Source organism: Thermoflavimicrobium daqui, from assembly GCF_003313465.1.
Classification (GTDB): Bacteria; Bacillota; Bacilli; order Thermoactinomycetales; family Thermoactinomycetaceae; genus Thermoflavimicrobium; species Thermoflavimicrobium daqui.
In genome coordinates, this window is the sequence record NZ_KZ845664.1 from 124,371 (window position 1) to 139,596 (window position 15,226).

Here is a 15,226-nt window from a genome sequence, read left to right on the forward strand (position 1 = left end):
CATGGGATAGATGCCCATTGTGAAAAAATGGATTCTATATATTATGGTCAAGATTAAATCGGACAGACATGATACAACATGGGGTCAAAATCCCGAGTAGGATGAGGTTAAATTAATACACGACTCTATTTATATAAAGAATATTAAAATAGTATGTTTATATACGAAGTTCATAAGGATATGAATCGGGTTTTTATAGCAATTAAACTTGCAATGTTATGAATAGGAAAGAAACATTCATATGAAAAATACTGGATCATCGGTTATCTATGTCCATGTTTTGAGTAGCAGACTGAAATGCATTTGAATAAGCGAAAATCATTAGTTATAACGACGGTGTTGCTATTGTTACTCATGCTTGTTCCTGTAAGTGCTTTCGCGGCGAATGAGTGGCAGATCAATACTTCGTATCAAGTTGGGGATCAGGTGACTTATAGTGGAAAGTTATATCAATGTATACAAGCTCATACATCACTCGCGGGATGGGAACCGCCCAATGTACCTGCATTATGGAAATATGTGTCGGATGATCAAAATGATACCGAGCCTCCTACAGCTCCGACGAATTTAACATCACCAAGTCAATCATCGAGTAGCATTACGCTTTCTTGGTCAGCAGCACAGGATAATGTGAGAGTAGCTGCTTACGATATTTATCGTGGTTCTGATAAGGTTGGATCTGCTACAGGGACAGTTTATACAGACTCAGGATTAAAACCAGATACTTCTTATATCTACTATGTACAAGCAAGAGATGCAGCCGGAAACGTTTCAGAAGCGAGTAATTCAATCACGGTGAAGACGAAAGAGGCGACAACGCCAGGTCCTAGTCCATTACCAGATAAAAACTTATTTGTAGGGTATTATGAGTCGTGGAACGAGCCTTGGGATATTGGTGATGATCCTACTAAAGCTCCACTGGCTAATCTACCATCAAGCTATAATGTAGTGATGTTAGCGTTTGTGAAGCCAGATATTCAGTATAGTGGGAACCATAATCTTCAAGGTACTGGGCTTGAGTTTTCCTATGGTGGAGAAATGTTGTATAAAGTCATTCAAGTGTTAAAACAGAGAAATCCAGAGACGAAAGTGATTGCCTCGGTAGGAGGAGCAACTTATTGGAACTGGGATAAAGTGAATTTTAAGGATTTAAAACGGTTTGTGGATGACTTTGGTTTAGATGGGATCGACTTAGATTATGAACCAAATCGAAGCTTTGGCTGTAAGCAAAATAATGGGAAAGTATCTTGTGAGACGGATGCTGAATATGTTTCGCTTATCAAAGGTGCACGGGCAGAATTTCCGAAAGGAAAATATATTCTTGCGGTTACACCTTGGGGAGTAGGTGCTTTTGGTGAAGATAAATGGGTGAATGACTTTAAGTTTGAGTCCTCAGGTTCATTTATTAACCCGATGAAACAAGCTGGAGATCAAGTTGATTTGGTCAATCCAATGGGGTATAACGCTGGGGTTGACTTTGATCCCAAGAGTGCAGCTGATGCTTTTAAACATTATTTCCAAGGAAAAGTAGCAATGGGTGCGATGGTTCCTCCAGAAGATTGGGGTGGTCATGTATGGACACCAGAGAAAGCTAGGGATGTTGCCAAATATATGTCCGATCAAAAGTATGGGGGCATGATGCTTTGGAGTATCCACCGCGACCGAAATAAAGCATTAACCAACGCCATTGCGCAAGGTTTAGGGCTGTAAGATTGAATGGATAGGGATTTCCTCATCATTGCAAATTCATTTCGAGCAGATCATGGACTTTTTGGTTGCGATGGGTGTTGGTTGTTTTTGATAGGCAGAAACCTGGTAAATAAGCCTGCAATATCTCAGAGACTTTTACCATAAGTAAAAAGAGAATAATAAGTGGTCCTTCTGGTTGATATAAAGTAGAATATACCGAAGCTTTATAAGCATATATAAAAAACGCCCCAGTCTTGGTTTATATCAAGAGGCAGGGGCGTTTTGTTATGAATATTACTGAGCTAGCTTAATTCGTCCTTCAATCTGAGCTGAGAAAGGTTGAGGGAGTTGTTTGACATATTCGACAAGTGCGTCCAGATCAGATTGTCCTGTGACTCGATCCGTTCCTTCCTTGAATACAGTAAAATTATCCCCACCATCCGCTAAGAAGTAGTTAGCTGTAACGGTATATGTTTGGTTTGGATCGATGGGGGTTCCATCTGCTTTTTTCACTTCGATAATCCGGTCATTAGCGGGACGGTTTGGATCCCATGTGTAGGTTAAGCCGGAAACATGTAAAATATGTGGGCGGTTTGGATCAGAAAATATTTGATTTAGGGCTTGTTTAATTTGTGCACCCGTTAGTTTCATCGATACTAGATCATTATTAAATGGTTGCACAGTATATAGATCACCGAAAGTGACATCGCCTTCAGGAATATCCGCACGAACCCCACCTGGATTCATGAAGGCAAAGTCGGTATTCATTTTCCAGCGCTGAGCATCTGCGATTAGGTTTCCAGCAGCGGATTCACCTGCTTCGTTGGTTTGCTTGGTAATAGGAACGGAAGCTTTTCCGATCACTTGATTCACAATGGGAGCCACTTTTTGTTGATATTTTTTTACCATGCGATCTACGATTGGATCAGGTGTTACTCCTTCGTGTTTCGTAAAGACAATTTCGCCTTTTTTCGAGACAACATCTTTCGTCTTCCGGTCGATAATCAAGTCAACATCAGCGATTGCTTTTCCATAGTTTAAGCCTTGAACGACTAATTTGCCATTAATCGTTCCATTTAGATAGCTATGTGTGTGACCGGAGAAAACGACATCGATTTCTGGATCTAATTTTTTGGTAATGTCTGCGATACGACCGGTAATCTCTTTGGAATTTTTATCTTCAAAACCACCTTCATGTAGTAAAACCATGATGGATTTAACACCCATTTTCTTTAGCCGTTTGGCCTCACGGTTGATCGCTTCGACTTCATCGATAAACTCCACATCTTTTACTCCACTGGGAACAACGATTTTAGGTGTTTCAGTGGTTACTGCTCCGATGAAGCCAATTGGAATGCCTTTTACACGTTGAATGGTTGAAGGTGGTAAAATAGGTCGCTTACTCTTTTTATCTATCACATTTGCAGCAACATAAGGGAAGCGGGCACCTTTAAAATAACCTGTTTGAGGGTGATATCCTCCGTAAATCAGGCGTTTCATCTCTTTGAGCCCTTCATCAAACTCATGATTCCCTACTGTTCCTACGCTTACACCCATTTGATTTAATACTTCAATGGTAGGCTCGTCTTGCAATAGGGCAGAGGTGGGTGGGCTAGCTCCAACTGCATCCCCATTATGAACGATGAGAGTATGGGGATTTTGTTTCTGCCGTTCTTTTAAATAAGTTGCCAGATAAGCAGCAGTTCCAGCAGGCTTGCCGTCGACTTTTTGTATAGTATCTAGCTGACCATGGAAGTCATTCATGCTTAGAATTTGTACTTCTACTTGACGATTTCGTTTGTTGTCAGCATCTTTGGCTGCTGCTTCACTGAAAGGAGTTAGAAAAGAGGCAGCGAGCAGTGTAAATGTAGTCGCCCCAATGATCCCCATTTTTTTGTGAAATTGAAATTTCACACAATTCACCTCTCCAATATAGATAAATATTTGTATAAACCCCATTTTAAGGATAGTTTGTATAGGGTCTGTTTAGATTATATAAAGAAACAATTTAATTTTGCAAATGGATTTGTATTTTATGTCGATGTTAAATGGTATCTAAAGTCAGAAAGATATTTTATAATGGTGAGTGTTTAATAGGCCATGATTGAAAGCGGTTTCAAAAAATACATTTAGGGAAATAGAATGCAGTGACATATTTGTTTTGCTGTTTTAAAAGGAATAAAGGTAAGTATTCCAACCATTTATTGGATAATAAATGCTATTTTAGTAAAATATCAAAAGGAACAGCAGATAATTAATGATTATATCCATTATTTAATAAATAGTCATGCGAAATAATATAATGAATATATTTGGTATAACAATGATTAGTTGCTTTCTTCGAAGAGAGGAGTCAATATAAAATGGATATCACTTTATTGGAAACGCAAATAAAAAAATATGTAGACTCTTTTGATGGAAAAGTAGGAGTGGCGATTCAAACCGAAGCAGGCTCCATTCACTATCGTGAACATGAACCTTTTTTAGCAGCAAGTTTAATCAAAATACCCATTATGATTGAAGCATATCGCCAAGTACAAGCAGGAAGGTTGGACTTATATCAATTATATAAAGTTCCATCCAATCAACGTGTAGGAGGGTCAGGTGTTTTATTTAATTTAGGAGAGGAAATTCATGTTTCTTTACAAGATTTAATTTCGTTGATGATTATGATATCTGATAATACAGCAACCAATTTCATTATTGACCAAATTGGTATTGATACAGTGAATGACTTGGCATCAGAATTAAAATGCGATCAGACCATGCTAGGAAGAAAACTCATGGATTATACCGCCAAAAAAAGAGGATTTGAAAACTTTACTTCCGCATATGATATGGTCCATTTTTTTAAGGAAATGGTCGAGGGAAATAGCCTTCATCCTGAATATAAGCGCCTAATATTAAAGTCATTACGTGCTCAACAGTTTCAAAGTAAGCTACCAGGAAAATTTCTCGATGATCTAGGTGAGGGAGATTTTATCGCTCATAAAACAGGAGAGATGACGAACTATGAGCATGATGCAGGAATTTTATCTGTTGGTGGAAAAGTGGCTTATATTGCTGTGCTAACGTCAGATGGACCTGATGCATTTACACGAAGAACATTGATTGCAGATATTGGGAAAGCGGTATTTGACTTTATGAAAAGGGGATAGTGAAACATAGGAAGAAATGCCATTTGTGATTTGATTGATAAATTGTAGGTCAAATCATAGATGGCTTTTTTTGATTTGTAACGATTTATAGAGAATTTGATATGATGATGGGGACGTAGGTGGATTGATCTGCTTTTTAGGTTGGACATTGACAAGAAGCATGGGGTTATTTTCAAGAAAAAAGAAAGATGTAGAGGTATAATCATTCAAACAAACGCCTAAAGATAGCTAGCTCTTTAGGCGTTTGTTTCGATTCTTAAAGATTTAATCCACTTTTCCACCGATTACTTTCCAGTTATGATCTACTTGTGCTGAAATGGTTTTATGCTTGCGAATATAGTCTGTAATCAAGTCGGTCATTTCCACTTGAATATCTTTGACAACAGGCTTTCCAGCAAACATTTTATAATTTCCTCCACCTGAAGCTCGGTAGTTATTCATAACAACCTCATAATCTTTATCCATCTGAATCGGATTACCATCCATGTCTTTCAGTTCGACGATTCGGCTACCCTCTGGTTTAGAAACATCGATGGTGTAGCGGATTCCTTCCCACATGTCATAGTTATAATGTTGGACTTTAGGGCTGATAAACTTAGGATTCACTTCGACGGGCTGATTGCCACTATTTTGCTTAAAGTAAGTTGCAGTTTGTTCTAATGCGTCTTTGATATCTTTTCCTTTGACTTTAAGAACTTGTAAAGTATTCGAATAAACATAAGTGCTTAATACATTGCGTAAGGTAATGTTTTTGGGGAATCCGGTAGCTTCATTATTAAATAAAGCAGTGGATGAGATTTTGGCACCACTTTCTTCCATTTGGATTCGATTGATTAGTTCGATAATCGCTGTATCATGTGTACGAGTGCTGTGATGATCTTTAATCGTAAGATCCCCCTCAGCTTGACCAATTACTTCATCCAACATTTTTTGGGTATTTTGTTCATAAGTTTGGGTGAGTTTTAAAACTTCTGGATCTGGCTTTGCTTTTTCTGCTTCTAATAGTTTGGCCTTTTTATTGGTAACAGTCCAACGGTTATTTTCTTTCTTTAAGTCTAAATCAACAACAGAAAGATGGGATCCCCATTTATTAGGCTCGGTGATTAATACCCCATTTACTCTGAAATCATCAATAGGAGTATGCATATGTCCTGCAAGAATGACATCAATTCCTTTCACTTGGGTAGCTAGTTGATAAACTTGGTTTTCCCCATCGGTTTGGCTAGAAGCTTCGATTTTTCCCTCTTTGGTTTTGGTGTGTTCTAAGCCTCCATGATAAGAGACAAAGATTACGTCTGCTTTTTCTTTTTCTTTCATAATCGGAATCCATTTTTTTGCTGTTTCAACTACATCATGGAAGTCAAGATGCTTAATGTTGTCAGGTCTTTCCCAATTAGGTACTTTTTGTGTAGTAAGACCCAATACACCTACACGAACTCCATTTTTCATAGGGATGATTTGGTAAGGTTTCGTATATACTTCCGATGTTCCATTTTTGACGGTATTTGCAGATAGCCACGGAAATTTGGCCTCCTTCATGGCTTTTTCCATAATTTTTGGACCATAATTATATTCGTGATTTCCGATAGCCATCGCACTGTATCGAAGATGATTCATCGTTAGCATCATCGGGTCGATGGGTTTATTATCGACGTAAGCATGATGGTATTCGAGTGGCGAACCTTGAATCGTATCGCCACTATCCAAAAGAAGTGCCTCGGGGTTTTTCTTACGTACATCTTTGACAAGAGTGGCAATCTTGGCAAGTCCAATGTCAGCAGGCTTGTTTGTTCCATAATCGATTGGGGTGACATATCCATGTAGATCACTGGTAGACATAATCGTGAGATGGGTAGTTTGTGTCTTCTCTGTTTGAGTTGTGGATGGTTGGCAACCTAGTAGCGTGATTGAGGATAGGAGAGTGCCGCACGCAACCATTCTCAAAGTGCGAACTGTTTTTTTCATACCGTTGTCTTCCTTTCTTTACTGGCTTTGTTGTTGAAAAGGTTAAAACATTGTAAAATCATTTCAAATAAATCTAACTGAATCATATAGGAGTGAACAAGATGTCTTCAATTACTTATGAAGATTTTGCTAAAGTGGAGCTGCGTGTCGGTAAAATCATCCAAGCTGAACCTTTTCCTAAAGCGAGAAAGCCGGCTTATAAACTATGGATTGATTTTGGGAAAGAAATAGGAACGAAAAAGACCAGTGCTCAAATTACCGACTTATATCAATTGGACGAGCTTATGGGGAAAAAAGTGATTGCCGTGACCAATTTTCCAGCAAAACAAATTGCCGACTTTATGTCAGAAGTATTAGTACTAGGGGTCGCGACTGAAGCAGGAGCCGTATCGTTGCTTCAGATTGATCATGATGTACCACTGGGCAATCGAGTATATTAGTTATTTGGATAAATTTTAATAATTCTCCCCTTTATATTGTAAATATGAGTAAATTTTTATTTTATATAAAATGAAATGAAGGAGTAACATGGCATTTTTGGACCATGTTACTCTTTTATATAGGGCTATCTCTGCACTGTTTCGGTAAACGATGCTGCCATCCTGACGAGTAAAGAGGATTTTGACGATACGGTTTTAGATAGTGGGCGTATTCACCTTTCCAACTGAAAGAAATATCTACTCAAAATCTGATTATACCTTAAATTGCGTAATTCGGATATTTTCTAGAGATTAAAAATATCGATCAAGGCCAAAAGACATAACTTTTTAATACCCATCAGTAAAATATTTTTAAACTAGATAAGAATTAAATATATAAATATTAGCGATAAATACATTTCAATATATTAATAATTTTATAAATAAAAGGTTATAAACAATTTTAATTAATATATCTACTATTTTTAATAGTCGGGGTGTAAATATGAATATGTTTTTTGGTAAAATAGAAGCTACTTTAACCATTTAGAAGTAAAATTCTGTTTTAGACCCAATCCACATTGTTCTTGTTGGAAGGCATTTCATTTTTGGATCACTATTCTATCAATATATGATGCGTAGTATACTTAATTTAGTATAAATAGGCAAAATGAGAGGGATTACCATGCAAAACTATTATCAAAGTTTAGGTATCTATCCAGATGACACCTCTAATAAAAGTGAAAAACAACTACGTAGCGCTGCAGGATCAGGTGATATCGAGTCCATTCGTGACTTGGGAATCAGGCTGATGATAGAAGGGCAGCGTTGGCTTAAAGAAGCAGCAGAACAAGGCGATTTGATAGCGATGGAAGCTTATGGGCAGTTGCTCATAGCAATGGGGCAGAAAAAGCAAGGGAAGAAATGGATAAAAATTGTAGCGAATAAAGTTGATAAAACCAAATGTACGGAACAGATGAGAAAGTTAGGAGAAGTTTTGTTACGAATCGGTCTTAAAGAACAAGGTTGGGAATGGCTTGAAGAAGCTGCAGATCTTGGTGATATTGGAACCATGAAGTATCTTGGAGAGCAATTTATTCATCAAGGAAATACGCGACGGGGCAAAAAATGGCTGGAAAAAGCGATTGGCTTGGGTGATATCGAAGCGATGAAAATGTTAGGACGGCATTGTATTCAGATTGATGATCGGAATCTCCCCAGCGAAAAAGGGTTGGAATGGCTTCGGATGGCTGCGCAGCTTGGTGATATCGAAGCGATGAAGATTCTGGGGAAATATTTATTTACGGGTTCTGCTGTAAAAGTCGTCCGTTTTGAAAAAGAGGGGAAACGCTGGTTACGTAAAGCAGCAGAATTAGGTGATGTTGAAGCGATGAAAACCCTAGGTGAAAACTTAGTCATTGGTGGAGCTGTCAAGAAAGATGCAGTTGAAGGGAAGAAATGGCTGGTTAAAGTAGCAGAACGAGGGGACATCGATGCTAGAGAGAATCTAGGCGAATACTTGATTAATGGAATTTTTCTTAAAAAAGATATCGAAGAAGGGAAGAAATGGTTACTGAAAGCAGCGGAAGATGGAAGTGAGGTAGCAAAGCGAGAGCTCGCTCTTCGTTTATTTTTTGTAGAAGAGGATAAAGACGGAGAAGGAAGGAAGTGGTTGGAAAAAGCTGCTGAGACGGGTGAAATCTTAAGTATGGGTCTTTTAGGGAACGAATTGTTAGAAGCTGGCGAGAAAGAAGCCGGGATGAAGTGGTTAAAAGAAGCATACCGTCGCATTACAGCGGGATTTTTCCCCTTTGGTCGCAGATATGGCCAATATCTCTTGTTTGAAAAAGAGGGCTATAAAGACCATGAACTCATGTCTGCGCGCATTAATGCCGAAAATGGAAAAATGGCTTTGAAACGAGATGCCCATTTAGGCGATATCGAGTCAATGCGTATTTTAGGGCAAGTTTATATGGAGCAGGGTGATGAAGAAGAAGGAAACAAATGGGCTCGTCTAGCAGAGCTTTTCGAAAAAATTAAGTTCATCGTGGAAGAAGATAAAAAATCGAAAAAATAGATAGTCAAAATAATGGCATCCTTATCTTTTAGTAGAAGGGATGCTCTTTTTTTCACAAAAAAATAGGAAGGTATGTACAGATTGCTTCTATCAAGTTAAGGGTAAGGAGAAAATAGAAACCTCTTAATCAATGAAAAGGTGATTGGGAATGATAGATATCTATGAAATCTTAAAAATATCACAAGATGCGTCGATCGAAGAAGTGAAACAACAACTTCAAATAGAGTTAAGGAAATGGAGTTATCGTATCAATGCTCCCCAGCTAGAACATCGACAAGAAGCAGAACGGATGTTGCAACGCTTAGAGCAGATCCAAGATAGGATTATGGAAGAAGAAAACAAACCAATCAGTCAAAAAGATGATGACTCGCAAAAGTTTTTACCTAGCATACAAACGGAAATGGAACGATCAGAGATGTCTGAGATTCAAAAAGAAAGACAATGGGAGCAATCTGACATCATTCAAGATCAAGAGCGGCTATCCGATACGATCGTAATCGATGAAAATACTCTTCGAGAAGCAGTCAAGTCAGGGGATAGAGAAGCCATGCAAAAGTTGGGTTCATACTTGCTTACTGCAGGTGGTCTAGGACAAGATCAAGAAGGAGAATATTGGATTCGTGAAGCAGCGAAACAAGGCGATGCCGAAGCGATGAGATGTCTTGGACATCTATTTTTGCAAAAAGAATATCTAAAAGATTATCTCAAGAAAGGAAAAGAGTGGTTAGTCAAAGCGGCTCAAGCTGGGAGTATCCAAGCGATGCGAGAATTAGGTCTGGTGCTACTTCAAGGCAATCGATTAAAAAAAGATCGAAAAGAAGCAGAAAAGTGGCTAAGAAAGGCAGGAGAAGCAGGGGATGTAGCAGCCATGAAAGAACTAGGCTTCCGACTGATGAAGGGAGATGGATTGAAGCGAAATGAGAAGTGGGGGAAATATTGGCTGACCAAAGCAGCACATGCAGGAGATCTGGAGGCGAAGAAAAAGCTCGAAAATGATTCGCAAGAACATAAATAAAGATATATGATCCATCGACATTTCGAGCAAAATCTTCGTGCAAGAAGTATAATGATTGCTCCTAGGAAGTCTTATGACGTAATTTATGGATGAATCGAAACAACAAGTAAATGATGAAGTGAAGGATAGCAACCAGTAATAGACTTAAGCAGATGAACAGGATCCCACCAGGAGATAAATAAGGATAAGGAAGCAGGATGAAAGCGATGATCATCGGAATCAAATAGGGGAGCAAATATAACCATTTCTTTCTCATAAGATTGGCAAGGGCAAAGAATAGGAAGCTCAAAAAGATAATCATGACAAATAAATAAATCATTATCTCCTTTACCATATTGGTTTGAAATAATTGAGTAGCCAGTGGTAAGGAAGTTCCATCTGCAATCGTAAATAACCATAAAGAAGGAATCTTCTGGGTTTGGATTCCATAGTGATTAGGAGTCTGTTTGGTAAAAGGAAGATTAGAATGAACGAAATAAGGTTGCTTAAAAACTAATTCCAATCGTAGATCAGGTTTGTCCCAAAAAGCATTAGGTGGAAACAGGAATAAATGGGACTGGATGGACTGAGCTACCTTCTGAGAAATAAACTCGCCCCGGTCTCGATAAGAAATGGTTAATTCTGCTTGTTGCTGTGCTGCCAGCGTTATTTTCGTTTTAACCCCCACAGTATTATCAAAGCTTTGCGATGTTAATTTTGCAAGTGGTTGATGATAAATCGGTTCAACCAGCCATTCCTCCTTCACTTTTGGCACTAGCCACTCACCTCGATTCATATATCTTAGATATTGATAATCGATGGGCTTCTCATTTAAGCTGAGTTTGAGCTTTACATCATTTTGTAGCTCGTGATGGGCTTTCTTTGCCGTTTTATTCGCTTCGGGTGTGAGTTCATATAATAAGTAAGTCAAATCAAGGTTTTGTGCCTGCTTCGACTGATTGACAAGTAGATACCGGATCGTAACAGTGGGTTGGATTTCCCCAATGCTCTTTTTTTCTGAGAAAGTATAGCGAACTATTGCCTTTTTAATTTTAACCTCAGGGGGTAAAGGATGATTTTTCTCTGTGAAAAAACCTCCCGTACTAGGGGGACTGCCGATATAAGCGTAACTATGGGAAGGAATAAAGATACCCATTATGAATGCTACTAGGAAAAGAAGTAAGATAGATATTCTACGCATAAGCTTCACCTCGCATTTGCTAAATGATTTAGAAAAAACAAAGGTATTCTAAGCTATTTTCTCGCTGCTACCTTTTTTATGCTAAAATATAGCAGTTGACTTGATAGAGAGGAGGGATTTTTATGTATTTAAAACGGCTGGAGATGTCCGGTTTTAAGTCATTTGCCAATCGAACCGAGCTGGAATTTGTGCCTGGAGTGACAGCTGTCGTCGGACCCAATGGTAGCGGGAAAAGCAATGTCACCGATGGAATCCGCTGGGTGCTTGGAGAACAAAGTGCCAAATCACTTCGTGGCTCCAAGATGGAAGATGTTATTTTTGCTGGTAGTGATTCTCGTAAGCCTGTTGGTTTTTGCGAAGTTTCCATTACCTTTGATAATACGGAGAGAAAACTCCCTATTGATTATACCGAAGTTACCGTTACACGAAGGGTGTATCGCTCGGGAGAAAGTGAATATTTTCTGAATAAGAAGCCATGTCGCTTAAAGGATATTACCGAGCTGCTGATGGATACGGGAATTGGTAAAGAAGCTTATTCGATGATTGGACAAGGGCGGATCGACGATATTCTCAGTACCAAGTCGGAAGATCGCCGAGCGATTTTCGAAGAAGCAGCAGGGATTGTCAAATATAAAGCCCGTAAAAAAGAAGCCGAAAAGAAATTGGAAAATACGGAACAAAACTTAAGTCGTATTCATGATCTCATTCATGAATTGGATAATCAAGTGGAACCATTGGCCGAGCAAGCAGAAAAAGCAAAGCGATATAAAGAATTAAAGAAAGAGCTTGAGAGAATCGAAGTCGGTTTATATGTACATAAGATCGAAACCTTACATGAAAATTGGCAACAAACAACGAAAGAAGTGGAAACCCTTACTCAAGAGCAAGTGCTTCTTTCTACGAATATAAGTAAGAAAGAAGCAGCTTTGACAGAACTAAAGGTGCAACTGGGTAAGATGGATCAACTATTTGAAGAGGTACAAGCTGAATTGCTAACTGCTAGTGAAGAATTAGAAAAAGCAGAGGGGCAGCGCGAAGTCTGGCTGGAGCGAAAAAGAAGTCGTGAACATACGATCGGTCAGCTTGAGGAACACATTCAAACCATTGTACTTGAGCTTAATCGATTAAAAGAGGAAAAAGAAGGAATCGATTCGCGCCTCGTACTAAAAAAACAAGAATTGGCAGAGGCAGAAGCACAGTGTTTGCAAGCTCAACAACAGATGTCTTTACTTACTGAAGATGAAAGCGATTCATTGGATGAGTGGACTCAAACATTACAAAAACAAAAAAATCAATGGGTAGCCCTACAAAGTGAACAACATTATGTCACTGAACAAGAACAGCAACTTCAGGAGCAATGGGAACTTGATCAAGAGAGAATTCAAGAAATAGAAGCACAAATAGAATCTGGGCAAGTTGACCTGCAAACCATGACACAACAACTTACTCATACTGAGGAGAATCTTCAAAAATTAAAGGAACAAGCCCAAACACTAACCGAAAAGCGACAAGAAATAGAACGACAAGAAAAAGCATTGGCTGGGGAAAATAGGAAATTTGAACAGAGCTTTAACCGTTTACACTCCCAATTGGATGTGGCTAAAGAGATGGAAGCTGAACATGCTGGCTTTTTTCAAGGGGTGAAAGAGATTCTTCAAGCACGAGATCGTGGTGAACGGTCGCTGCAGGGAGTGCATGGTGCAGTTGCCCAATTAATCCGTGTACCAGAAGAGTATGAAGCGGCAGTAGAAACAGCGCTAGGTGGAGCCTTGCAAAACTTGGTTGTTGAAGATGAGTATACGGGTCGGCAAGGAATTGCGTATCTGAAGCAGAAACGGCTAGGAAGAGCTACTTTTTTACCACTTTCTGTTATTCAGGGAAGATCCATCCCAGCCTATGAACGAAGCCTGCTACAAGGAATCTCTGGAGTTGTTGGCATCGCTTCAGAAGTCGTCCAAGCGGATACCCCCTATCAAGCACTGGTTTCTTATTTATTAGGGTTGGTCGTCATTGTAGAGAATTTGGAGCATGCTAACCAAGTGGCAAGAAAGTTACAATATCGCTATCGTGTTGTTACACTAGAAGGAGATATCGTAAGCCCTGGTGGCTCGATGACAGGTGGAAGTCGTCAACAAGCCAAAAGCAATTTGCTGGGACGAGCACGTCAGATTGAGTCATTAGAACAGCAAATCACCGATTTAAAACAGGCATGGCAAAAAGTCGAACACCAAATCCATGAGCAAGCGATACAAAAGCAACAGTTGGAACAAGAATGGGAAGAAATTCGTTCACAAGGAGAGAAATTACGGCTCCAAGAGCAAGAGCTACGTGGACAAATACGTGAGCTGGAAAACCGACAACATCGCTTGATGGAGGAATTAAGGCAATTCCAAAACAAGAAGCAGCAAACTGAAACAAAGCATAAAGAGCTGATCACCCGTCAACAACAAATCAAAGAAGAATTAGAGAGACTTGAAGTGGCAAATCAACAGTTAGAACAGCAAATTATCGCCTGCCAGCAGCGAGTTAGGGAGCAAGCTTCTGCGAAAACCGATGCTCATGAACAGCTGACGGAATGGAGAGTGACCGTAGCTAAACTACGTCAAGAAACAACTAATCTAACCGAAAACGTAGAGCGGATCGAACAAGAGTGGGCTCGTACGATCATGAAACAGGAGCAAACCCAAGTCGAGTTAGAAAATTTGGTACAAAAGCAAACGATGAGCCAGCAGGAATTGGAAGAATTGGCGGCTCATATTGAGAGCCTACGTGAGAAAAAGCTCTTGGCACAAGAAAAAGTGGCGAAAACCCGTGAGCAAAGAGAAGAGTTGCAGCGGTTACGTGAAGAGCAAGAAAATGAAATTCGTGAAGAAGGGCAAAGGTTACAAAAGCAATCAGAAAATCTCAAGAGCGGAGAGGTTCATGCTAATCGTTTAGATGTTGAGCTCAATCACTTGTTACAGAAGCTAGCGGAAGAATATGAGATTACCTTTGAGCGAGCTAGAGATCTCTATACTCGCCCGGAGGAACCCCAAAAAGCAGAACGTCAGGTGCGTTCATTTAAACAACAAATTACCTCTTTAGGTGAGGTGAACTTAGGAGCCGTCGATGAATACCAACGCTTAACAGAGCGATTAGATTTTCTAAAAAGCCAAGAAGATGATCTATTACAAGCCAAGCAAACTTTATATGAAGTGATTGGTCAGATGGAAAGTGAAATGGGAAAACGTTTTGGTGAAGCTTTTACCCTGATTCGCAGTGAGTTTCAAGAAGTATTTGTGCAGATGTTTGGAGGTGGACGAGCTGATCTTCATCTGAGTGATCCCGATAATCTCTTGGAAACAGGCATTGATATTGTCGCTCAACCCCCGGGTAAAAAGCTACAAAATTTGACTCTCTTATCAGGAGGAGAGCGTGCTTTGGCTGCCATTGCCCTATTATTTGCCGTCTTACGGATCAAACCGGTCCCCTTCTGTGTACTGGATGAAGTGGACGCAGCCCTCGATGAAGCGAATCTAACTCGCTTTACTCGTTATATGCGTGAATTTGCCAACCATACTCAGTTTATTGTGATTACTCACCGCAAACATACCATGGAAGGGGCAGATGTCCTGTATGGAATTACCATGCAAGAATCGGGTGTTTCCAAGCTGGTTTCTGTGAAGTTAGAAGAGTATGATGGAGAAAGAGAAGTAGCTGCTACAATAGGATAGGAGGGTTTGA

9 protein-coding genes are annotated in these 15,226 nt (G+C 39.4%); 6 read left to right on the plus strand and 3 right to left on the minus strand.

The window, feature by feature from the left end; all coding sequences use genetic code 11:
- Positions 1-297 precede the first annotated feature (297 nt).
- Positions 298-1,710 carry a carbohydrate-binding protein gene (locus DL897_RS03955; protein WP_113657847.1) on the plus strand — a complete coding sequence of 471 codons (1,413 nt, stop codon included), beginning with the start codon at positions 298-300 and terminating at the stop codon, positions 1,708-1,710.
- Positions 1,711-1,983: 273 nt separating this feature from the next.
- On the opposite strand, the gene DL897_RS03960 is transcribed toward DL897_RS03955, so the two are convergent.
- Positions 1,984-3,579 (minus strand): bifunctional metallophosphatase/5'-nucleotidase, encoded by a 1,596-nt coding sequence (locus DL897_RS03960; RefSeq protein ID WP_420824110.1) that lies wholly within the window; start codon positions 3,577-3,579, stop codon positions 1,984-1,986.
- A gap of 473 nt (positions 3,580-4,052) precedes the next feature.
- Between DL897_RS03960 and DL897_RS03965 the strand changes: the two genes are divergently transcribed.
- Complete coding sequence (locus DL897_RS03965) at positions 4,053-4,847, plus strand: serine hydrolase (protein WP_113657848.1); 795 nt, start codon at positions 4,053-4,055, stop codon at positions 4,845-4,847.
- A 264-nt stretch (positions 4,848-5,111) separates the two neighbouring features.
- Here the strand turns inward: DL897_RS03965 and DL897_RS03970 are convergent, their stop codons facing one another.
- Entirely contained in the window at positions 5,112-6,812 is a 1,701-nt protein-coding gene (locus DL897_RS03970; protein ID WP_240627262.1) for a bifunctional metallophosphatase/5'-nucleotidase, read from the minus strand.
- 101 nt (positions 6,813-6,913) lie between these two features.
- Here DL897_RS03970 and DL897_RS03975 point away from each other — a divergent pair, with 101 nt between their 5' ends.
- From DL897_RS03975 to DL897_RS03985, 3 genes are all read left to right on the plus strand, one after another.
- Positions 6,914-7,252, plus strand: coding sequence for a tRNA-binding protein (locus tag DL897_RS03975; RefSeq protein ID WP_113657849.1), 339 nt, complete (start codon positions 6,914-6,916; stop codon positions 7,250-7,252).
- A 664-nt stretch (positions 7,253-7,916) separates the two neighbouring features.
- Positions 7,917-9,308, plus strand: coding sequence for a tetratricopeptide repeat protein (locus DL897_RS03980; RefSeq protein WP_168188633.1), 1,392 nt, complete (start codon positions 7,917-7,919; stop codon positions 9,306-9,308).
- A gap of 148 nt (positions 9,309-9,456) precedes the next feature.
- The gene (locus DL897_RS03985; protein ID WP_113657851.1) at positions 9,457-10,323 is read left to right on the plus strand and encodes a tetratricopeptide repeat protein; all 867 of its coding nucleotides are present in this window, start codon (positions 9,457-9,459) and stop codon (positions 10,321-10,323) included.
- Positions 10,324-10,384: 61 nt separating this feature from the next.
- Here the strand turns inward: DL897_RS03985 and DL897_RS03990 are convergent, their stop codons facing one another.
- Positions 10,385-11,503, minus strand: a complete 1,119-nt coding sequence (locus tag DL897_RS03990) for a hypothetical protein (protein WP_113657852.1) — start codon at positions 11,501-11,503, stop codon at positions 10,385-10,387.
- 122 nt (positions 11,504-11,625) lie between these two features.
- On the opposite strand from DL897_RS03990, the gene smc reads away from it, so the two are divergent.
- Complete coding sequence (gene smc / locus DL897_RS03995) at positions 11,626-15,216, plus strand: chromosome segregation protein SMC (RefSeq protein WP_113657853.1); 3,591 nt, start codon at positions 11,626-11,628, stop codon at positions 15,214-15,216.
- The last annotated feature ends 10 nt before the right edge of the window (positions 15,217-15,226 follow it).